We start from the raw sequence: 20,290 nt of genomic DNA on the forward strand, positions 1-20,290 counted from the left end.
GGTTCACGCGGGTGGTAAGAGAAAGACATGACCTTGACCGTCCTGGTGACCGGCGCCTCCGGGTTCGTCGGGTCGAGACTCGTGCCCCACCTGCTCGCCCGCGGCCACGAGGTGCGGGCGATGACGCGCCGGCCGCAGCAGTACTCCGGGCGGGGCGAACCCGTCGCCGGCGACGTCACCGACCCCGGGAGCCTGCGCGCGGCGCTCGACGGCGTGGACGTCGCGTACTACCTCGTCCACTCGCTCGGCCTGGACGACTTCGTCGAGCGCGACGCGCAGGCCGCGCGCAACTTCGCCGCCGCGGCCGCCGACGCCAAGCTCGAGCGGATCGTCTACCTGGGCGGCCTCGGCGCCGACGGCGACGAGCTCTCCGACCACCTGCGCTCCCGCCGCGAGGTCGAGCAGATCCTGGCGGCCGGCCCGGTCCCGGTGACCACGCTGCGCGCCGCGGTCATCATCGGGCACGGCGGCATCTCGTGGGAGATCACCCGCCAGCTCGTCGACCACCTGCCCGCGCTCATCACGCCGCAGTGGGTGGCCACGCGCACGCAACCGGTCGCCCTGCCGGACATGCTCCGCTACCTGCTCGCCGCCGGCGAGTCGGAGGAGGCGCGCGGCCGCGTGTACGAGGTGGGCGGTCCGGATGTGCTCACGTTCGCGGACATGTTGCAGCGGGTGGCCAAGGCGCGCGGCAAGTACCTGCCGAACGTGACCGTCCCGCTGCTCACCCCCCGCCTGTCGTCCATGTGGCTGTCGCTCGTGACCGACGTGGACATCCCGACCGCGCGCAATCTCGTCGATTCGCTCAGTGCGGAGACGGTCGTGCGTGAGCGTCCGATCAGCGAGCTCGTCCCCGGCCCGGCGGTCGGGTACGACGACGCCGTCCGCCTCGCCCTGGCCGAACGCGCGGCGGAGCTCGCCGAGCGGGAGGCGGAGCGCACGGCGGACGAGGCGACCAGGGCCGCCGAGACCGCCGAGACCGCCCGCCAGGCCGCCCAAGAGGCGGCGCGGCACGCCCAGGACGTGCGCCGTGAGCTGGGCGTGAGCGTCCCGTGAGGGCCCTGCGCGACCTCGCGCGGGCCGCGTTCGTCGATCGGGTGCCGCGCGAGCACGAGGAGACGGCCGCCCTGTTCCGGCGCCGCCGCATCGTGGTGGCGGTGACGCTCGCCGCCGGCGCGATCCTGCTCGGGTGGTCGCTCACGATCGCCCCCGGCGACCCGCTGTTCTACGCCATGACCCTGGCGGTGGCGGCGACCTGGGTGGCCGGCAGCCTGCTCTCGGGCCGATTGCATTTAGGGCGCATCTTGTACCGTGACAAGCTCCGGCGCCCGATCCTGACGCCCATCGCCACCGGGCTGATCGTCGGTGGCGTGTTCGTGCTCGGAGCGCTCATCGTGCAGCACATCCCGCCGTTGCGAGCGTACGCGGGCGAGGTGCTGGACCACGCCCGGTACGGCTCGATCGTGCCCATCACGGTCGTCACGCTGCTCAACGGGCTGGCCGAGGAGGTCTTCTTCCGGGGCGCCCTGTTCGCCGCGATCGGCCGCAGCCATCCCGTGCTCATCTCGACCGTCGTGTACGCGCTCGCGACGATCGCCACGGCCAACCCGATGCTCGTGTTCGCGGCGGCGGTGCTGGGTGCGGTGCTCGGTCTGCAGCGGCGCGCGTCGGGCGGGATCCTGGCGCCGATGCTGACCCACGTCACGTGGTCGATGGTGATGCTGTTCGCGCTGCCCCCGTTGATCGGCACCGCGGCCTAGATCGACGTCGCGACCGTCTCCAGGTGGTCGAGGGAGTCCTGCAGGCCGCTCTCCATGCCGGAGGCGATCACCGCGTCGCGGGTCTCCCGATCGTCATACTCGCACAGCATGGACATGTGCGTTCGCCCGTCGGCCTCGGTCAACGTCACCGTGATCAGGCCGGTGTGCGCGTCCGGGTCGGGCAGGCCTTCGAACACCTCGGTGTTGACCAGGCGGTCGGGGGCGGCGATCTCGCGGTACACGCCGCGGAAGGCGACCTCGAAGCCGCCGGCGTCCATCACGTACCGCCACCCGCCGCCGACCTTCAGGTCGATCTCGGCGCTGACCATCGCGCCCTTCTCGCCCGCCCACCAGCGCTTGACCAACTCCGGGGTGGTGTAGGCGCGCCAGACGAGCTCCTTCGGCGCGTTGAACTCGCGGGTGATGAGGATCTGCAGGTCGGTCGGGAGGGTGACCTTCGCCGTGCCCTTAGTCGTCGTCGGCATCGCTCGTCTCCTTCGTGTCGAGTTCGTCGGTGAGGTCGGTCAGGACGTCGTCCATGAGGTCGAAACGCTCGTTCCAGCGCTGCTCGTACGTGGCGAGCCACTCGTAGATCGGCTTCAGCGGCGCGGGGTTCAGGCGGTAGACGCGCTGCCGCCCCTCCTCGCGGACCCGCACGAGGTCGACCTCGCGCAGCACGCGCAGGTGCTTGGACACCTGGGGCTGCGCGAGCCCGAGCAGGTGCACGAAGTCGTTGACCGGCCGCTCACCCTGGGCGAGCAGGTCGAGAATCTCCCGCCGCCGCGGTTCGGCGACGGCGTTGAACGCATCGGTCGTGGTAGCCGCTCGTGCCATGCGACCAATCATATGCCGATAAGGGAATGCGTCAACCCCGAACGGTCGAACTGATCAGATTCGCGCAGGCGGCCGGGTCGTCGGCGAACGGCAGGTGACCACATCCGCGCAGCCGCACGTGCCGCGCGCTGGGCAGCAACCGCTCGGCCCGGCGCGCCTGGAACGCCGGCAGGATGAGGTCGCGCGGACCCCAGGCGATCGTCACCGGAATGTCCACAAGGGACCCAGCGGCCGCGAAACGGTGGCCGGCGAACGCGTCCCGCGCCGTCTCGAAGCCCGGCCACACCGCCAGGGCCCGCGCGTCGGCGACCCCCGCGACCGGATCGACGCGGGTGGGATGGCCGAAGAACAACCCGAACAGCGCGACCCGCCCCGCGGCCGTGGCGGCCAGCCGCGGCAGGGCGCGATCGGACACCCTCGCGCACGAGCGCGCGGCCGAAACGGACAGCTGGCACCAGCGGCGCGAGACCGGTCCCCAGAAGCCGATCGGCGCGAACGCCGTCACCGACAGCGCGTGCCCGCGGCGGCCGAGTTCGAGGGCCACTCCCCCGCCCATCGAGCTGCCCGCGACGTGGAACGGCGGCGGGACGCGGGCCAGGACGTCGTCGGCCAGGGCCGGTACCGGCGCGCCCGCTTGATCGAGCGCGACGACGTCGAGCCCGGCGAGGCCCGCCAGCAGCGGATCCCAGACCTGGCGGCGGCTCCCCAGGCCGTGCAGCAGCACAAGCGGCGCCATACCCGAGCATCGTACTTGTTGACAGCCTGACAACAAGGGGGCACCGTGACCGCCATGCACTACGACGTCATCGTGGTCGGGTCCGGGTTCGGCGGCAGCGTCAGCGCGCTCCGGCTCACGGAGAAGGGCTACCGCGTCGCCGTGCTGGAGGCCGGGCGCCGGTTCGCCGACGAGGACTTCGCGAAGACGAGCTGGCGGTTGCGCGACTACCTGTTCGCACCGAGCATCGGGTGCCACGGCATTCTGCGCATGACGCTGCTGCCGGACGTGCTCGTGCTGTCCGGCGCGGGCGTGGGGGGCGGATCGCTGGGGTACGCGAACACGCTGTACAAGCCGCCGGACGTGTTCTTCCAGGACCCGCAGTGGGCCGGCATCACCGACTGGAAGGCCGAGCTCGAGCCGCACTACGCGGAGGCGTCGCGCATGCTCGGGGTGGCCGAGAACCCGCGCACGACCGCCGCCGACGAGGTGCTCCGCTCGGTCGCCGCGGACATGGGCGTCGCGCACACGTACCGCCGCACGCCCGTCGGTGTCCTGTTCGGCGAGCGCCCGGGCGAGACGGTGCCCGACCCGTACTTCGGCGGCGCCGGCCCGGCCCGCACCACCTGCACGTTCTGCGGCTCGTGCATGACCGGCTGCCGCGTCGGGGCGAAGAACACGACGGTCAAGAACTACCTGTACCTGGCCGAACGCGCAGGTGCGGAAGTGCACGAACGCACAACCGTCACGCGCATCGTCCCGCGTACCGGCGGCGGCTACACGGTGCACACCAGGGGCAGACGCACCATGGTCGCGCAGGAGGTGATTCTGGCCGCCGGCGCGGTGGGCACCCAGCGCCTCCTGCACCACCTCAAGCGCTCCGGCGACCTGCCGAACCTCTCCCCGCGGCTGGGCGAGCTGAGCCGGACCAACTCCGAGTCGATCCTCGGCCCGCGCTCCCGCCGCCGCGACGCCGACTTCACCGACGGCGTCGCGATCACGTCCTCGATCCACCCGGACGCCGACACGCACATCGAGCCCGTCCGGTACGGCCCCGGCAGCAACCTCCTCGGCCTCATGGCCGCCGTGCTCGTCGGCGACACCGGCCGCACCCCGCGCTGGCTCGCCGGCCTCGGCAAGACGCTCGCGAGCTGGCGCGACTGGCCCCGGCTGTTCTGGGCCCGCCGCTGGTCGCAGCAGACCATCGTCCTGCTCGCCATGCAGCCGAAGGACAACTCGATCACCGTCGGCCCCCGCCGCGGCCCGTTCGGCGGCCGGCGCCTGACCAGCCGCCGCGGGGTCGGAGAGCCGAATCCGGTGTACCTCCCGATCGCCCACGAGGTCGCCCGCCGGGTCGCCGGCAAGATCGACGGTGTCCCTCTCGGCTCGGTGACGGAGCTCGCCGGCCGCCCGGTGACCGGCCACTTCATCGGCGGCGCGGCGATCGGGGCGGACGCGGAGCACGGGGTCATCGACCCGTATCACCGCGTCTTCGGCCACCCCGGCCTGCACGTCGTCGACGGCGCCGCGGTCACCGCCAACCTGGGCGTCAACCCGTCCCTGACCATCACCGCGATGGCCGAACGCGCACTGTCGATGTGGCCACGGTACGGCGAGCAGGACGAAAGGCCACCGCTCGGCGAGCCGTACCGCCGGATCGCGCCATGACCACCATCGCCGAGCGCGGTCGCCGGCTCGAACCCGACAAGCGGCGCGCGCAGATTCTGTCGTGCGCGGTGCGGCTGTTCGGTTCGGGCCCGTACGCGGCGGTGTCCACATCGGACATCGCCGCGGCGGCCGGCGTGGCCCGCGGGCTCATCAACCACTACTTCGGCACCAAGCGCGACCTGTACATCGAGGCGGTCCGCGTGCTCGTCACCATCCCGGCCGTCGCGGTCGAGCAGCTGCCGGACGGCGACCTGCGCACCCGCGTCGACGCGAGCGTCACCTGGTTCCTCGACGTCGTCTCCCGGCACAGCAGCTCATGGCTGGCCGCGGTCGACGCCGGCGACCCGGACGTGCGCCGGGTCCTGGCCGAGGCCGACGAGGTGGCCGCGGCGAGCATCCTGACCGCGCTCGGGCTGGCCGACACCGGCGCCCACCGCGCGATCATGCGCGCGTACTGCGGCCTGGCCAAGGCGACCGCCCGCGAGTGGCTGGAGCGCGACGCCCTCGACCGCGACCGGGCGCACGCCGTGCTCGCGACCACGCTGACGTCGCTCGTGCGCGAGGTGTTCGCATGACCCGGATCGCGGTGATCGGCGCCGGGTTCGGGGGCATCGCCGTGGCGCATCTGCTGCGCGAGGCGGGCTTCGGCGACGTGACCATCTACGAGCGGGCGGACGACGTGGGCGGGGTGTGGCGCGACAACACGTACCCCGGTTGCGCGTGTGACATCCCGGCGCCGCTCTACTCGTTCTCGTTCGCGCTCAACCCCGACTGGTCGCAGCGGTTTCCGCCGCAGGACGAGATTCTCGGGTACCTGCGGCGGTGCGTGGACGCGTTCGGCTTGCGGCCGTCGTTGCGCGTTCGCGCAGCGGTGGACGCCGCGGCGTGGACCGGTACGGCGTGGCGGCTCACGCTCGCCGATGGGAGCACGGCGGAGTACGACATCCTGATCCCGGCGACCGGCCAGCTCTCCCGTCCCGTGGTGCCACCGATCCCCGGCGATTTCGCCGGTCGTACGACGCACACGGCCGCGTGGGACGTCGACGTCACCGGCAAGCGCGTGGGCGTCATCGGGACCGGCGCGAGCGCCATCCAGCTCGTGCCCGCGATCGCCGATGTCGCCGCACACGTCACCGTCTTCCAGCGCAGCGCGCCCTGGACCCTGCCGAAGCCCAATCGCCGGTACGGCCGCGTGCGCCGCGCCCTCAACCGCTCGTTCCCGCCGCTCATGCGCGCCGCCCGCGCCGGAACCTGGCTGCTCACGGTGGTGACCGGGCGCGCGGTCACCGGCCGCCCGATCGCGCGCCGTTTCGTGCGAACGATCGCGAACGGACAGCGCTTCGTGCAGGCGCGCCGGCTGCGGCCGCGGGTGACGCCGGACTCCGCGATGGGCTGCAAGCGGGTGCTGTTCACCAGCGACTGGTACCGCACGCTGCGCAAGTCCACTGTGGACCTCGTCACCGCGGACATCGACCGCCTCACGCCGTCCGGGGTGCACACGACGGACGGCGCTTCGTTCGCATGCGACGTCCTGGTGTACGCGACCGGCTTCGCCGCGACCGAGTTCCTGGTGCCCATGGCCGTGACCGGCAGCGGCGGCCGCCGCCTGGACGACGAGTGGCGCGACGGCGCGTATGCGCATTTGGGCATCGCGGTGCCGGGCTTTCCGAACATGTTCCTCATGTACGGCCCGAACACGAACACCGGCAACACGTCCGTCGTGTACTTCCTCGAGGCGCAGGCGCGCTACATCGTGCAGGCCGTGCGGGCGATCGCCGCCGCCGGCCCGATGCGCGTGCGCGCGGAGGTCGCGGGCGCTTTCGACGCGGAGATGCAGCGACGGCTGGCGACGAGCGTGTGGACAGGCTGCCACAACTGGTACCGCACCGACGCCGGCCGCGTGGTGACGAACTGGCCGGGCATGGCCTCCGAGTACGCCGCCCGCACCGCCCGCCTGTCGCCGGCCGACTACGAACCCGCCTGACGCCGGCCGACTACGAACCCGCCTGACGCCCCGCCCCGAACCGCATCCGGAAGTCGTCGGCGACCAGCGACAGGAACGGCCGCCGGCCCCGCAGGAAGCCGAGCGGCCCGTCCCCGTCGATGTCCCACCGCACACTGGCCGGCCCGCACCGCGCGGTTGCGCGCACCGCCGTCGTCTTGGCCCGTCCGTGCAACTCCTGCGTGCACTTGAACCCGATCGGCACCCGCACCAACGGCCGCGCCCGGGTGATGTCCGCCTGCGCAATCGACTGCGCGGATGCGCGCGAATCGCTCAGCTCGAACGCCGCCAGATCCTTGGGAATCCCCCACAGCTCACGACCCCCGTCCCGCGACTCCGGGCTGTCCACCCAGATGTGCGTGATCGTGACCCGCGACCGCAGCCCCGCCCGCATGAGCACGGCGGCCAGCAGCTCCCGATAGCTGAGGTCCCCGCCCGGCCGATAGTCCACCCACGCGGTCCCGATCAGCGCGCGCGACCCCAGCCGCAGCACCCGTACCGCGCCACGCAGCTCCGGTGGCAGCGCGGGCACGAGCGCCAGCGGCAGCATCCACACGGAGACCACCATCCGGCCGCGCAACGTCCACGGCTCCGGCGGATAGCCCATGGCGGCACTCTACGCCGCGTCAGGAGGCGACGGCGGTACCCTCGAGCTCGACCAGCAGCACCGGAAGCGCCAACCGGCCCACCCCGAGCAGCGTCGACGGCGGAGCGACGCCGGCCGCGGCCAGCCGCGAGCCCAGCGCGCCGTAGTGCTGGAGGAGCAGGTCGACGTCAGTGGTGTACACGTTGAGGCGCACGAGATTCGCAAGCGCCATCCCCGCCGAGTCCAGCACCGCCTCCAGGTTGTCCACGCTCAGCGCGATCTGGGCCGCCATGTCGCCGGGGTGCTGCGGCTCGCCGTCGGCGCTCATCGCCGTCTGCCCGGCGCAGTACAGCGTCCGCGCCGCGCCGGACACGAGTTCGCCCTGGTGGTAGCCAAACGCCGCCGACCACGCCCACGGGTTGACCGGTGTTCGTTGCATCGTCATGGCAGCAAGCCTCGCAGCGAATCACGACACCTCCTGTCGTATATTCCAGACCATGCGCGCCGACCGGCTGGTCTCGCTCGTCCTGCTGCTGCGCCGGCACGGCCGCCTCTCCGCGACCGCCCTGGCCCGCCAGCTGGAGGTGTCGACGCGCACCGTGCTGCGCGACATCGAGGCCCTGTCCGCGGCCGGCGTCCCGGTGTACGCCGAGCGCGGCCGGCACGGCGGATTCGCCCTGCTCCCGGGGTTCCACACCGAGCTCACCGGCCTGAACCACGACGAGGCCCTGGCGCTGCTGGTGGCCGGTTCCCGCCGCGGCGCCCAGGCGTTCGGCCTCGGCGCGCCGCTCGCCTCCGCCATGCGCAAGGTCATCGACGCGCTGCCCGAGGGCCACCGCTCCGACGCCGCCGTCCAGCGCCTGCTCATCGACCCGGAGACCGACCTGCTCGCCCGGCGCCTGGTCCCCGAGGAGATCGCCGACACGGTGGCGTCCGAGGTGCGCCGCGCGGTGCTCGCGGGAAAGAAACTGCGCATCCGGTACGAGGCGGCCGGCCAGACCCCACGCTGGCGCACCGTCGACCCGATCGGCCTGGTCACGGTCCGCGAGCAGGGCTACCTCCTGGCCACCCGGGACGGCGCCGACCGCACGTACCGGCTCGCCCGCATCCTGGCCGCCGAGGTCCTGGACGAGCCCGCCGACCGCCCCGCCGACGTCGACCTCGACCAGGCCTGGCGCGAGCGCAGCACCAGCTTCCGCACCGGCGGCGACCAGGTGGCCGTCACGCTGCTGCTGCACCCGGCGCGCCGCCCCATGCTGACGGGCACCGCCCTGGCCGTCAGGTCCGAGTCGTCGGAGGCCGACGGCCGCGCGCGCCTGGAGGTCACCTTCCAGGACGCCCGCCACGCCGAGTGGGCCCTGTGGCAGCTGGCCGCGAGCGCCGAGGTCCTGTCCCCGCCCTGGCTACGCGCCGTCCTGCACGACCGCGCCGCCGCCATCGCCGCCCGCTACGCGAATCCGCGGGTCCAGCAGAGCCCGGGCGACGACGGCGAGCATCCCACTCCGGCATAGCCCGGCCGCCCCGACCCGAAACTCCTCCCGGTCGTACCACTCGACGAGCTCCACCCCCGCCTGCTCGGCGAGCGCACGGTCAACGGGAAGCTCGGCGTCGTCGTCATAGCACCCGTAGATCTCGTCCGCGGCCCACATCACCCAGTGGAACGGCCCCAGCGAAGGCCCGTCGAGCACCGTCATGAACCGATCCCCGGCCTCCAGCGGCGACACCCCGAGCGACCCGGTCTCCAGCAACGCGGCGAACGTCGGGTCCTCATCCCAGTCCGCGTTGGGAATGACAAGCCCGAGCACGTCCTCCTCATGCTCCCGGCAGGCACAGTCCGGGCGCAGCGGCGGCTTCCAGTCGTCACGCTTGCCGAAGAGACTCACCCGACGATGGTAGGGCGCGAGGAACGCTCAGGTCTGCCCCGCACCGGTCGAGCTAGGGCCCATGACGTCCGCTCCCACCGGCCGCTCCTCGAACCCGTACGCCACCTACGTCGACCTCGACGCGGCGGAGCAGCCCCAGAACGAGTACCCGCCGCCACCGCCGCCGCCACCGCCGGCGTACCTCCCGCCGCCGCCACCCCCGCCGGTGGCCTACTTTCTCCCACCGGAAAAGCCGGAGAAGCCGCCACGGCGCGTCCTGCGCAAGGTCGGCAAGTACGTGGCCCTCGTGGCAACCGCGTTCGCGATCCTGCTCGGCTACGGCGTCGTCCGGGCCTGGTTCGACGAGGGCAAGCAGAAGGAGCAGGCCTGCAGCCAGATCGGCCTCGCCGCCCAGGACCTCGGCGGCACCCACACCCTGCCCAACGGGACGACCCGCAAGCAGGCCGCCACCGTCGAGGAGTGGACCGCCGTGCTCACCAGTGGCGCGCCGATCGACCCCACGGCCGCGGACGAGCAGCTCAAGCAGGACTCGCACAACCGCCGGTTCGCGGGGAGCCTGGCCTTCAACCCGTCGCTCAAGGCGGCCCTCATCGGGATCGCCGATGATGTCGACGGGCTGATCGCCGTGCGGCAGGACACCACCACCCCCGTCGCCGAGCGGGCGCAGCACGCCGTCACGCTCACCGCCAGCCTCGACGGGCACATGCGTGACGCGCAGTCGGCGTGCGGTCAGGCGGTCACCGGGATCATTGATCGACCCTGATCCGGCGGGCGCGGCGGAGCATCACCACGGTACCGCCCGTGCACAGCACCACCAGCCCGCCCAGCAGCACGATCGTCAGCGACAGGGTCCGGGCGGGCGCGGCCGGCCCCTGCGCCCCGGCGGGGCCGGCGGCGGCCGCGAGCGCGCTGGGCGGGGCCGACGGCGGCGGGGCGTGCAGCTTCGCCGCCTCCTCGGGCGTGACGAGGTGGCCGGCGGCGGCGCCCTTCGGCTGTGCGAAGCCCCAGTCCAGCAGCGTCGTTCCCTGTTTCCACGCGCGCACCGGGGCGATCTCGGCGCCCATGATGGTCACCACGAGCCGGCGGTCGCCGCGCTTGGCCGCGCCGACGTACGTGTGGCGGGCCTCGTCGGTGAAGCCCGTCTTGCCGCCGATCGCGCCCTGGTACTCCGTCAGCAGCTTGTTCTCGTTCTGGATCTGGAAGCCCTTCGGGTCCTTCGGCGGCTGGGCGGGCCACTGGAAGGTGAGCATCGTGTCGTACTGCAGGAAAGCCGGCCGATCCATGTTCTCCCGCGCGATGAGGGCCAGGTCGTAGGCGCTGGTGAACTGGTCCGGGGCGTCCAGACCCGACGGGGTGACCGCGTGGGTGTCGTCGGCGCCGAGCCGGTGCGCCTCGGCGTTCATGGCCGCGATCGTGGCCGGCACCCCGCCGTCGCCGCCGCCGACCCGGGCCAGTGCGTTGGCGGTGTCGTTGCCGGACTGCAGCAGCAGCCCGTACCACAGCGTGGAGACCGGGTACTTCCCGCCGACGATCATGCCGACCAGCGACGAGTCGCCGGGCAGGTCGAGGTCGGCCGGGGTCGCCTCGACGATCTGGTTCGGATCGAGCTTGGGCAGTACCGTCGCGGCCAGCAAAAGCTTCTGCACGCTGGCCGGGCGGCGGCGCAGGTGCGGGTTGCAGGCGCCGAGCACCTCGCCGGTGTCGAGGTCGGCGACGACCCACGAGATGGCCGCGGTGGTCGGCGGAGCGGGCGCCCCCGCCGGGGCCGCCAGGCCCGTGGTGGCCATGCCGGGGCCGCCGACGACGGGCGCGGCCGGGTCCCGCTCCGGCGACGGCGGCGTGGGCGGGATGCTCGGGATCGAGGCGTACGGACACGGAACGACAGCGGCCGCCGACGCTTCGAGCAGCGGCATCGGCCCAGCCGTCAGGGACAGGGCCACAGCGGCGACGCCAAGGCGCCAGACTCCCATCGCCAGAGCTTATAAAACCCGAACGGGACTCGTTGTACAGACCGATCACGAGACTGCACCGGAACCGCACTCAGGAACCGGCGTGGCGCACCGAAGTCAAGACCATGCCGGAAAGCGCGATCGAGCAGCACGAGATCGACTATCGGGCCCGCCAGATCAGGCTGGGCACCTGGGTCGCCGTGGGGGTCATCCTCATCGGCGCCGTCCGGGTGCAGCTGGACTGGCACGGCGGTCCGCTGGTCGTCGCGGGCATGCTGCTGGCCGGCGTCTCGCAGGCCGGGCTGGCCCTGCTCCCCTGGCGGCGGTACGTCAATGCCGCCTGGCTGCCCCGCACGCTGTTCTGGTGGTGGATGGCCAACCTCCTGCTGCTGCTCGCGTTCTGCGCCTACGACGCCGAGGCCCTGACCGTCTATCCGGCCGGCGTCATGATCATCCTGGCCTCGACGGCGGCGCTGGCCGAACTGCGCTCGGTGATCACGTTCGGGGCGCTGAGCGTCATCGGGTACACCTGCCTGGTCGTGAGCCGCGACCACCCGGTCAGCGGCACCCTGGCCGCGCTGACCGTCGCGCTCATGGTCGGCGTCACCTGGTTCTGCGCGCAGACGGCGAGCAACCGCCGGCGCCTGGACCGGGCCCGCCGCCGCGCCGAGGGCAAGGTCGAGGCGCTGCTGGAAGCCTCCTCGGATGCGGTACTGGCGATCCGCGACAACGGCGGCGTGACGTACGCGAGCCCGTCCGTGCGCACCGTGACCGGCTACGACCCCGCGTTCATGACCAGCGAGCTGCTCATGGACATCACCCACCCCGACTACCTGGCCACCTCCACCAAGTGGTGGCAGGCGGTCATCGACGGCGGCACCGGCTACACCGCGCGGGCCGAGTCGCGGCTGCGCCGGGCCGACGGCGCCTGGATCTGGGTCGAGGTCATCGGCACCAACCGCACCAGCGAGGCGCCCCTCTACGCGGCGGTCATCAGCATCCGCGACATCACCCACCGCAAGGAGCTCGAGGAGGAGCTGACCCGGCAGGCGTTCGCCGACGCGCTGACCGGCATGCCGAACCGGGCCCTGTTCCGCGACCGCATCGAGCACGCCATCGCCCGCAACCGCCGCTGCGGCGGGCGGATCACCCTGCTGCTGGTCGACCTCGACGACTTCAAGCTGGTCAACGACAGCCTCGGGCACACCGCCGGCGACCAGCTCATCGCCACCACCGCGCTGCGCCTGCACCAGCAGCTGCGGGCCGCCGACACCCTGGCCCGCCTGGGCGGCGACGAGTTCGCGGTCCTGGTCGAGGACGTCTCCGAGGTCGAGGCCATGGACCTCGCCGAGCGCCTGCTGGCCGCGATCCGCCGGCCGCTGCGGCTGGGCAACCGCGACGTGGTCTGCTCGGCCTCGATCGGCGTGGCCACGGCCAAGGCCGGCGACGGCGAGGACGGGCCCGACCCGGGCGAGCTGCTGCGCAACGCCGACCTGGCGATGTACGCGGCCAAGGCGGCGGGCCGCGACCGGTACGCGCTGTTCGACCCGGCCATGTACGCGGGCATCCTGCGCGAGGCCGAGGACCGCGCCGAGCTCGAGCACGCCCTGGCCCGCGACGAGTTCGTGGTGCACTACCAGCCGATCGTGGACCTGCCGACCTCCCGGCTCATCGGCGTCGAGGCGCTGGTGCGCTGGCAGCACCCGGAGCGCGGGCTGCTCGGCCCGATGACGTTCATCCCCCTGGCCGAGTCGACCGGGCTCATCGTGCCGCTGGGCCGCTGGGTGCTGCGCCAGGCCTGCGAGCAGCTGGCCGCCTGGCGCGACGAGTTCCCGGCAGCGGCCGCGATCCGGGTCAACGTGAACCTCTCGGCGCGGCAGTTCCAGCACGAGGGGCTGGTCGAGGAGGTCGCCGGCATCCTCGCCGAGACCGGCGTCGACCCGCACCAGATCGTCCTGGAGATCACCGAGTCGCTGCTCATGCAGGACACCGACACCACGATCGAGACCCTGGACCGGCTCAAGGCCCTGGGCGTCCGGCTGGCGATCGACGACTTCGGCACCGGGTACTCCTCGCTGTCCTACCTCAAGCGCTTCCCGGTCGACATCCTCAAGATCGACCGCTCGTTCGTCGACGGCATCAACGCCGAGCAGGGCGGCGACGCCACGCTGGCCGAGGCGGTCGTGCAGCTGGGCCGGGCGCTGCAACTGCAGACGGTCGCCGAGGGCATCGAGACCGCCGAGCAGTGGTCGACCCTGCAGGACCTCGGCTGCGAGTTCGGGCAGGGCTACCTGTTCGCCCGCCCGGGCGCCGCCGAGTCGATCTCGGAGATCCTCAGCGACGCCCGCGAGCACGAAACCGCCAGCTAGCCCAGTACTACCTCGACCCGCCGGACGCTGGCCTGGGCGAGCGGATCGCCGCCGGGCTGAGGACGCTGACCGCACGGCCCCGCCGGCCGCCCGCGCGATCATCGAGGTCGCCATCGACGCCCGCCGCCTCGGGTACCCCTCGAGATACCGCATGCTCTGCTGGAGCACGCGACGCCCGGCTATCTCGACGACCACGACTGGGACTCACTCGGCGAGGACTGGCTCAAGGACGCTCTGACGTACGCCGCCGCCCCGTGTCGGGGTGCTCGTGGCCCGCTCACAGCTGTGGGCCACGTTCGCTACCGTTGCTGACCCAGATCTGCTGCACACACTGGGGAGGCACCTTGCCGACGCACGCGAACGCGCCGACGATTTCGTCGGTGCCAAGCCTCTCGCGTTCCAGGCGGTCGACCGCGGTGAGCCAGGAGCGCTGAACACCCTGGCTCGCCTGTGGCAACGGGCGAACGAAACGGTTCGCCTTGATCGTTTCCAGCGCTTCGGCCTCGCCGGTGACGGCGAACCCGCGACCGGATTGGACTTCGGTGCCTACGGTGGCGCCGTGTAGCCCACGCGCCGGACCTCAGTAATCGCCCGGGAGGCGAGCTGTTCCACCACGATGCCGCCCGCCCAGTGGGCTGGATCCGAAAGCCGATGAGAGCCGCCAGTCATGCTGGACAAGCGTGTCGAGTCCCGATGAGAGCCGACGAGAACCGGCTCGACCGGCACCGCTTTCCGGTGCCGGTCGAGCCCTGGCGCAGATTTTGAGGGGGTGTGGGTGGAGCGGAGCTCCCCGGCCTAACTGGAAATCGAGAAGCTGTCGCCGTACACCTTCCAGGACAGCGGCGGGTTCAGGTCGAAGTTGCGGTTGTTGAGGAACACCCGCTGGGCCGTGTCGACCCGGCTGGTGTCGCTGTGCGCCTCCTCGGTCCGCATCGCCGCGACCCGGGCGTCGAGGAAGGCGTTGAGGTAGGTCGCCTCGTCGCCGCCCTGGGCCGGGGTCTTGGCCTTGGCCATGGCCGCCTTGCGGATGCCGCCGAAGCTGACCGAGCTGTTGCCGGGGCCGTGCATGACGATCGCGTCGTAGTAGATGAACTGGCCCAGCGCCCGCAGCCCGTCGGCCTTGGCCTGGTTGACGGACGGGTTGAAGTACACCCGATCCCGCTCGTCGTTCTGGGCCTGCTGGAAGGCGGGGTCCGCGGCGGCCGTCTTCCAGTCGCGGGTGAAGTTCGGGTCCAGTCCGGCGTGCGAATCGCTGTTGTTCACGCTGCGCAGCGCCGGCAGGTACTTGGCCAGCACGTTGCCGGGGACCCGCTGGGTGTAGAGCTGGACGAGCTCGAGCATGTCGCCGGTGCCGGAGCAGAAGCCGATGATCCCGGCGGTGTAGCCGCGCCCGTCGCCGATGTCCTCGATGTACTTGTACTGCCCCTTCCAGTCCAGCGACGAGTTCTCCGCCGAGGACACCAGCTGCATCGCGATGTCCTTCTTGCGCGGGTCGGTCAGGTCCTTGCCCGGCGCCGAGGTGGGACTCTTCGTCGGGGTGGCACTGCGCGAGGGCGACGCCGAGGGCGGGGCAGAAGCAGAGACAGAAGCAGAAGGAGCCGATGTTGTACCGCCGGTGCTCGACGGAGTCCCGCTGGGCGTGCTCTCGGTGCCGCTGCCGTACACCTTGAACTCGAACAGCGAATAGCCCCACTGTGTTCCGCGCGCGGTGCCGTAGAGCCGCACGTAGCGCCCGGAACCGGACAGGCCGGTGAGGTCGTCGGTGCCGCCGTTGCCGCTGGTCGTGCTGTAGATGGTGGTCCACGCGTCGCCGTCGGCCGACGTCTCGATCCGGTACGCCTTGCCGTAGGCCGCCTCCCACAGCAGGTTCACGTGGGTGATCCGGCGCGTGGCGCCGAGGTCGACGCGGACCCACTGCGGGTCGGACCCTTCCGCGCTGGCCCACCGCGTGCCGGTGTTGCCGTCGAAGGCGAGGGCGGCGCCGAGCGACGAGGACTCCACCGACGACGAGGCGGCCGGCCGGCCCTGCGAGAGCAGGGTCTCGGTGGCCGCGTCGGCGCCCTGCATGACGACCACGGTCGTCACGGTGCCGGCGGCGAGCAGTGCCGCGGCGCCCAGGCCAGCCAGCCTGAGGGGGTGCTTCACGAGATGCCTCCGTACGAAGTCTGATAGGCAACCTGCCTGCCAGATCGTTCGATCGGGGCGCCTCGATGTCAATCGACCTAAACTTGATTTCATTTCATGTTATGGCTCGCCGCTGGATTCCACCTCTTCACCATATTTGACCGGATTTGTCCATATGCCGCTCTCGGCAAGATCGAGGCGCTGGCGGGGGCCGACTGAAAACGGCTTGGCGCGGTCCGGCAGAATATCGGGGTGACGCACGGTATCGCTGACGACTGGGTAGCCCGCTTCGCCGACGAGGTCATCGCGGCCGCACAGGACCGCGCCCCCGGCAAGCCCATCGTCTGCGCGTCGGGCCTGAGCCCGTCCGGCCCGATCCACCTCGGCAACCTGCGCGAGGTGATGACCCCGCACCTGGTCGTCGACGAGATCCGCCGCCGCGGGCACGACGTCGAGCACATCCTGTCCTGGGACGACTACGACCGCTTCCGCAAGGTCCCGGCCGGTGTCGAGGGCGTCGACGAGTCCTGGGCCGAGCACATCGGCCGGCCGCTGACCGCCGTGCCCGCCCCCGCCGGCAGCCCCTACGGCAGCTGGGCCGAGCACTTCAAGGCGGCCATGGCGGCGTCGCTGGAAGAGCTCGGCGTGCAGTACCGCGGCATCAGCCAGACCGAGATGTACCGCTCCGGCGCCTACACGGAGCAGATCCTGCTCGCGATGCGCGAACGGGCGCACATCGACGGGGTGCTCGGGAAGTACCGGACGAAGATCGCCGCCGAGGAGAACGACGAGGACGGCGAGGGCGCCACCGGCTACTACCCGTACCGGCCGTACTGCTCGGTCTGCAACCGCGACACGACCACCGTGACCGCGTACGACGACGAGACGACCGAGCTGACCTACACCTGCTCCTACGGCCACGGCGCCACCGTGCTGCTCACCGAGCACCGCAACGGCAAGCTGGTGTGGAAGGTCGACTGGCCGATGCGCTGGGCCTACGAGGGCGTGCAGTTCGAGCCGTCCGGCGTCGACCACACCTCCCCCGGCTCGTCCTACGTCGTCGGCTCGCAGCTCGTCGCCGAGATCTTCCACGCCAAGCCGCCGATCGGCCCGATGTACGCGTTCGTCGCCATCGCCGGCCAGGCCAAGATGAGCAGCTCCCGGGGCGGGGTGCCGACCCCGGCCGACGCCCTGCAGATCATGGAGGCGCCGCTGCTGCGCTGGCTGTACAGCCGCCGCCGGCCCAACCAGGCGTTCAAGGTCGCGTTCGACGACGAGATCCAGCGCATCTACGACGAGTGGGACACGCTGGGCCGCAAGGTCGGCGAGGGCACCGCGCCGCCGGCCGACGCCGCCGCCTACCACCGCGCGATCGGCACGGCCGCCGGGCCACTGCCGGTGACGCCGCGGCCGCTGCCGTACCGGATGCTCGCCTCCGTCGCCGACATCACCGTCGGCGACCCGGACCAGATGCTGCGCATCCTCACCGACATCGACCCGGACAACCCGATCGTCCTGCTCGACGACGCCCGGCCGCGGCTGGACTGCGCGGTGCGCTGGGTGACCACCTACGTCCCCGACGAGTCGCGCACCCACGTCCGCAGCGAACCCGACGCGGAGCTGCTGGCCTCCCTCGACGACGAGCAGCGGGCGGCGCTCGCCCTGCTGGCCTCCCGCCTCGGCGCGCAGTGGTCCCTGGAGGGCCTCACCAGCCTCGTGTACGGCGTGCCGAAGATCCGCCTCGGCCTGCCCATGGACACCAAGCCGACGCCGGAGCTGAAGGTGGCGCAGCGGGAGTTCTTCTCGCTGCTGTACCGGCTGCTGGTCTCCCGCGAGTCCGGTCCCCGCCTGCCGACGCTGCTGCTCTCGCTAGGCGCCGACCGGGTGCGCACCCTCGTCGGCGCGTAGCACCGCCTGGGCCACGACGAGGTCCTGCCACGCCATCCCCGACCCCTTGAACAGCACCGGGCCGTCCTTGTTCTTCCGGGGACGGCTCATGGTGACCAGCTCGTCGGCTCTCAGGCCGGCCATGATCACGTCGCCGCACTCGCGCAGGGCGGTCGCGACGTCCTCGACGATCACGGTCGCGCGGTGACAGAGCGCGCCGTCGACCTCGCGCGCGTCCGGCTCGTGGGAGCCGATCGCGATCACCACCGCGTCGTCCTTGACGCGCGCCGAGTCGAACAGCGGCTCCCGGGCCGTCGTCGCGCACACGATCACGTCGGCGGTCGCGATCGACGCCGGCACGCCGGTCCCGCGCCGGGCGATGTCGACGGTGCCGAGCTCGGCGACCGCCTCGAGCGCGGCGCGGTGGCCGAGGCCCTGCGGACCGGCCCCGAAGACGACGGCGTCGAGGCGGGGCTTGAGAAACGGCCGTACCGCCGCGATCGACACCGCCGGGGTACGCAGCGTGGTGAGCGCGGCCCCGTCGAACAGCGCGGCCGGGCGCAGGGTGCCGCCGTCGAACAGGACGTAGACGGCGTTGACCCGCGGGCTGCCGCGGTCGGCGACGGTCACGACCTTCACGCCGGCGTGGGTCGCCGAGGCGGCGGGCATGAGCAGCAGCTCCCCCGCCGGCAGCGCCATCGACGTGCGCGACACGCCGGCCGCCGGGTCGAGGCCCGCGCGCAGGGCGTCCTCGATGGCCTCGATCGCCCGGCGCGGCGGGAGCAGGCGCTCGATGGCGGCCGCGTCGTAGTACGGGATCGTCACCGCAGCACGAATCCCGGCGTGAGCGGATCGTCGGGGTCGACGATGAACGTGTGCTCGCCGGTCGGGTACGCCATGCCGCTGATGACCGGGACGATCGTCGCGCCCGGCCCGCCGGTGGCCACCGCGGTAAACCGCGAGCCGACGCCCGTGTGGAAATCGACCGTCCTCACAGCATCACCACAGCTCACCTGGTGAATTCTAGTGCCCATGACGGGGGTGTTGGATCGTCCGGCCGTTTCGCTCATCGCCGTGTCGAGGCCGTGGTTCTGGCCGGTCTCCTGGGTTCCGGCCTACCTCGGCACCGTGCTCGCCTCGCACACCTGGCTTCCGGATGAGCGCTTTCGCGCACTGCTCGCCCTGCTGGTGCTCGGCCCGCTCATCTGGAGCGCCGTGCTGGCCCAGAACGACCTGCACGACCTGCCGAGCGACCGCCTGAACCCGCGCAAGGCCGATGCGCCGCTCGTCACGGGCAGGGTCTCCGTCTCGCGCCTGCTGCTCTGGTACCGCCTGTCGGCCGTCCTCAGTCTCGCGACCGCCTGGTTCGTCGGCCCCCTGTTCGTCCTCGGGGTGGCGGGAGTGCTCGCGCTCGGGTGGGCGTACAGCGTGCCGCCCCTGCGTTTGAAGACCCGCCCCGGCTGGGACGTGGCGGTGAACGCCCTGGTCGTCGGCGTCGTGTCCCCGGCCGCGGGCTGGGCGGTGTCGCGCGCGCCGTGGGGCTTCCCGTGGCAGTTCGCGCTGATCGGTTTCCTGTTCGCGGCGGCCCTCTACATCCCGACCACGGTGACCGACCTCGCGGCCGACGCGGACGCGGGCTACACGACGTTCGCGGTCCGGTACGGCCGCCGCTTCGCCTTCTGGTGCGGCGTGCTCATCTGGACATGCGCGCTTGCGTTCTCGCTCGGCTGCGCGTTTCTGGACGTTCTGGTGCCGCGCTCGACCCTGGTGCCGCAGCTGTTCATGGCGCCGGTCCTCGTCGCCGCGTACGCCGCCTTGACGTGGCGCCCGTCGATCGTCCGGCTGGCCCTGCTGTCGGTGCTGTTCGGGGTGCCGACAGCAGGATTCGCCCTGGCCTACATCGGCGCCGCCGGTTGAACCGCTCCCCGTCAGAGCGCGTTGAGCAGCGCGATCCACCCGATCAGCGCGGCCGTCACCGCGAGCACGATGAGCAGCGGGAACCACAGCCCGAACCGCAGCGTCCACGGCAGCCGCGCGCCCGGGTAGCGGGCCGCGAACTGCCCCGGCGTCTCGGGATCCGCGTACTCCACCGGCACCCGGATCGCCGTCGTCAGCCGGTCCAGGTCCGGCTTCGGCCACCACTGCGGCACCAGGACGATCGGCGTCGGCTCGCCGCGCGCGGCGATCACCAGCAGGTTGCTCATGACGTGCGGTTCGCCGTTGCGCGTTTTGCCGAGCAGTGCGTGGACGCGCACCGAGTCCGGGCGGTGCACGATCGTGCGCCGGCCCGTCCAGGCCACCGACTCGACCGTGCCGTCGGCTGCTCGGTTCAGCGCGACATTGCGCACATTGAGCAGCGTCAGGACCGCGACCACCGCGACCGGCAGCGCAGCGAGCACGAGCGCGGCGACCAGCGCGCCGGTCCGGACCGGAGTCCCGACCGACGCGCCGGTGCACAACAGTAGGACCGCGCTCACGATCGCGGCGATCGTCAGTGGCTGACGGTGCCGTGG

22 protein-coding genes are annotated in these 20,290 nt (G+C 72.1%); 11 read left to right on the forward strand and 11 right to left on the reverse strand.

Going from position 1 to position 20,290, the window contains the following annotated elements; genetic code table 11:
• The first annotated feature begins 27 nt into the window (after positions 1-27).
• Positions 28-1,056, forward strand: coding sequence for an NAD(P)H-binding protein (locus ACQPZ4_RS32070; RefSeq protein WP_433043752.1), 1,029 nt, complete (start codon positions 28-30; stop codon positions 1,054-1,056).
• Positions 1,053-1,760 carry a lysostaphin resistance A-like protein gene (locus ACQPZ4_RS32075; protein ID WP_433043755.1) on the forward strand — a complete coding sequence of 236 codons (708 nt, stop codon included), beginning with the start codon at positions 1,053-1,055 and terminating at the stop codon, positions 1,758-1,760. Before ACQPZ4_RS32070 ends, ACQPZ4_RS32075 begins: the two co-directional genes overlap by 4 nt.
• On the opposite strand, the gene ACQPZ4_RS32080 is transcribed toward ACQPZ4_RS32075, so the two are convergent.
• The 3 genes from ACQPZ4_RS32080 to ACQPZ4_RS32090 are packed head-to-tail and all read right to left on the reverse strand — an operon-like array spanning position 1,757 to position 3,330.
• Positions 1,757-2,245 (reverse strand): SRPBCC family protein, encoded by a 489-nt coding sequence (locus ACQPZ4_RS32080; RefSeq protein WP_433043758.1) that lies wholly within the window; start codon positions 2,243-2,245, stop codon positions 1,757-1,759. The two genes, ACQPZ4_RS32075 and ACQPZ4_RS32080, sit on opposite strands and share 4 nt — an antisense overlap.
• On the reverse strand, positions 2,229-2,594 hold the full coding sequence (locus tag ACQPZ4_RS32085) for an ArsR/SmtB family transcription factor (protein WP_433043761.1): 366 nt from the start codon (positions 2,592-2,594) through the stop codon (positions 2,229-2,231). The genes ACQPZ4_RS32080 and ACQPZ4_RS32085 overlap by 17 nt, the downstream gene beginning before the upstream one ends.
• Before the next feature lie 31 nt (positions 2,595-2,625).
• Positions 2,626-3,330: an alpha/beta fold hydrolase gene (locus ACQPZ4_RS32090; RefSeq protein WP_433043764.1), complete on the reverse strand. Its 705-nt coding sequence runs from the start codon at positions 3,328-3,330 to the stop codon at positions 2,626-2,628.
• 54 nt (positions 3,331-3,384) lie between these two features.
• On the opposite strand from ACQPZ4_RS32090, the gene ACQPZ4_RS32095 reads away from it, so the two are divergent.
• From ACQPZ4_RS32095 to ACQPZ4_RS32105, 3 genes are read left to right on the forward strand one after another with little or no spacing between them, the layout of a single operon-like run.
• Positions 3,385-4,977 (forward strand): FAD-dependent oxidoreductase, encoded by a 1,593-nt coding sequence (locus ACQPZ4_RS32095; protein ID WP_433066741.1) that lies wholly within the window; start codon positions 3,385-3,387, stop codon positions 4,975-4,977.
• Positions 4,974-5,552: a TetR/AcrR family transcriptional regulator gene (locus ACQPZ4_RS32100; RefSeq protein WP_433043767.1), complete on the forward strand. Its 579-nt coding sequence runs from the start codon at positions 4,974-4,976 to the stop codon at positions 5,550-5,552. Before ACQPZ4_RS32095 ends, ACQPZ4_RS32100 begins: the two co-directional genes overlap by 4 nt.
• Positions 5,549-6,961: a flavin-containing monooxygenase gene (locus ACQPZ4_RS32105; RefSeq protein ID WP_433043770.1), complete on the forward strand. Its 1,413-nt coding sequence runs from the start codon at positions 5,549-5,551 to the stop codon at positions 6,959-6,961. Before ACQPZ4_RS32100 ends, ACQPZ4_RS32105 begins: the two co-directional genes overlap by 4 nt.
• A gap of 10 nt (positions 6,962-6,971) precedes the next feature.
• Here ACQPZ4_RS32105 and ACQPZ4_RS32110 read toward each other — a convergent pair whose 3' ends face one another.
• Together ACQPZ4_RS32110 and ACQPZ4_RS32115 are read right to left on the reverse strand one after the other, a co-directional pair.
• Positions 6,972-7,586 (reverse strand): acetoacetate decarboxylase family protein, encoded by a 615-nt coding sequence (locus ACQPZ4_RS32110; protein WP_433043773.1) that lies wholly within the window; start codon positions 7,584-7,586, stop codon positions 6,972-6,974.
• A gap of 19 nt (positions 7,587-7,605) precedes the next feature.
• The gene (locus ACQPZ4_RS32115) at positions 7,606-8,010 is read right to left on the reverse strand and encodes a RidA family protein (RefSeq protein ID WP_433043776.1); all 405 of its coding nucleotides are present in this window, start codon (positions 8,008-8,010) and stop codon (positions 7,606-7,608) included.
• Between the two features lie 52 nt (positions 8,011-8,062).
• On the opposite strand from ACQPZ4_RS32115, the gene ACQPZ4_RS32120 reads away from it, so the two are divergent.
• Positions 8,063-9,076, forward strand: coding sequence for a helix-turn-helix transcriptional regulator (locus tag ACQPZ4_RS32120; RefSeq protein WP_433043779.1), 1,014 nt, complete (start codon positions 8,063-8,065; stop codon positions 9,074-9,076).
• Here the strand turns inward: ACQPZ4_RS32120 and ACQPZ4_RS32125 are convergent.
• Positions 8,969-9,448, reverse strand: coding sequence for a hypothetical protein (locus ACQPZ4_RS32125; RefSeq protein WP_433043782.1), 480 nt, complete (start codon positions 9,446-9,448; stop codon positions 8,969-8,971). The genes ACQPZ4_RS32120 and ACQPZ4_RS32125 overlap by 108 nt on opposite strands.
• 61 nt (positions 9,449-9,509) lie before the next feature.
• Here ACQPZ4_RS32125 and ACQPZ4_RS32130 point away from each other — a divergent pair, with 61 nt between their 5' ends.
• Positions 9,510-10,211, forward strand: coding sequence for a hypothetical protein (locus tag ACQPZ4_RS32130; RefSeq protein WP_433043785.1), 702 nt, complete (start codon positions 9,510-9,512; stop codon positions 10,209-10,211).
• Here the strand turns inward: ACQPZ4_RS32130 and ACQPZ4_RS32135 are convergent.
• On the reverse strand, positions 10,195-11,418 hold the full coding sequence (locus ACQPZ4_RS32135) for a D-alanyl-D-alanine carboxypeptidase family protein (protein WP_433043788.1): 1,224 nt from the start codon (positions 11,416-11,418) through the stop codon (positions 10,195-10,197). The two genes, ACQPZ4_RS32130 and ACQPZ4_RS32135, sit on opposite strands and share 17 nt — an antisense overlap.
• 104 nt (positions 11,419-11,522) lie before the next feature.
• Between ACQPZ4_RS32135 and ACQPZ4_RS32140 the strand changes: the two genes are divergently transcribed.
• Both ACQPZ4_RS32140 and ACQPZ4_RS32145 read left to right on the forward strand, forming a co-directional pair.
• Complete coding sequence (locus ACQPZ4_RS32140) at positions 11,523-13,766, forward strand: putative bifunctional diguanylate cyclase/phosphodiesterase (RefSeq protein WP_433043791.1); 2,244 nt, start codon at positions 11,523-11,525, stop codon at positions 13,764-13,766.
• A gap of 262 nt (positions 13,767-14,028) precedes the next feature.
• The gene (locus ACQPZ4_RS32145; protein ID WP_433043794.1) at positions 14,029-14,331 is read left to right on the forward strand and encodes a hypothetical protein; all 303 of its coding nucleotides are present in this window, start codon (positions 14,029-14,031) and stop codon (positions 14,329-14,331) included.
• A gap of 230 nt (positions 14,332-14,561) precedes the next feature.
• On the opposite strand, the gene ACQPZ4_RS32150 is transcribed toward ACQPZ4_RS32145, so the two are convergent.
• On the reverse strand, positions 14,562-15,911 hold the full coding sequence (locus tag ACQPZ4_RS32150; RefSeq protein ID WP_433043797.1) for a chitosanase: 1,350 nt from the start codon (positions 15,909-15,911) through the stop codon (positions 14,562-14,564).
• A 231-nt stretch (positions 15,912-16,142) separates the two neighbouring features.
• Between ACQPZ4_RS32150 and lysS the strand changes: the two genes are divergently transcribed.
• Positions 16,143-17,798, forward strand: a complete 1,656-nt coding sequence (gene lysS / locus ACQPZ4_RS32155; protein ID WP_433043800.1) for a lysine--tRNA ligase — start codon at positions 16,143-16,145, stop codon at positions 17,796-17,798.
• Here lysS and ACQPZ4_RS32160 read toward each other — a convergent pair.
• Complete coding sequence (locus ACQPZ4_RS32160; RefSeq protein ID WP_433043803.1) at positions 17,760-18,602, reverse strand: ornithine cyclodeaminase family protein; 843 nt, start codon at positions 18,600-18,602, stop codon at positions 17,760-17,762. The two genes, lysS and ACQPZ4_RS32160, sit on opposite strands and share 39 nt — an antisense overlap.
• On the reverse strand, positions 18,599-18,772 hold the full coding sequence (locus tag ACQPZ4_RS32165) for a proline racemase family protein (protein ID WP_433043806.1): 174 nt from the start codon (positions 18,770-18,772) through the stop codon (positions 18,599-18,601). The genes ACQPZ4_RS32160 and ACQPZ4_RS32165 overlap by 4 nt, the downstream gene beginning before the upstream one ends.
• A gap of 37 nt (positions 18,773-18,809) precedes the next feature.
• Here ACQPZ4_RS32165 and ACQPZ4_RS32170 point away from each other — a divergent pair, with 37 nt between their 5' ends.
• Positions 18,810-19,694, forward strand: coding sequence for a UbiA prenyltransferase family protein (locus tag ACQPZ4_RS32170; RefSeq protein WP_433043809.1), 885 nt, complete (start codon positions 18,810-18,812; stop codon positions 19,692-19,694).
• An 11-nt stretch (positions 19,695-19,705) separates the two neighbouring features.
• Here ACQPZ4_RS32170 and ACQPZ4_RS32175 read toward each other — a convergent pair whose 3' ends face one another.
• Complete coding sequence (locus ACQPZ4_RS32175; protein ID WP_433043812.1) at positions 19,706-20,254, reverse strand: hypothetical protein; 549 nt, start codon at positions 20,252-20,254, stop codon at positions 19,706-19,708.
• Between the last annotated feature and the right edge of the window lie 36 nt (positions 20,255-20,290).

It is taken from the genome of Dactylosporangium sp. CS-033363, assembly GCF_050942475.1.
Lineage (GTDB): Bacteria > Actinomycetota > Actinomycetes > Mycobacteriales > Micromonosporaceae > Dactylosporangium.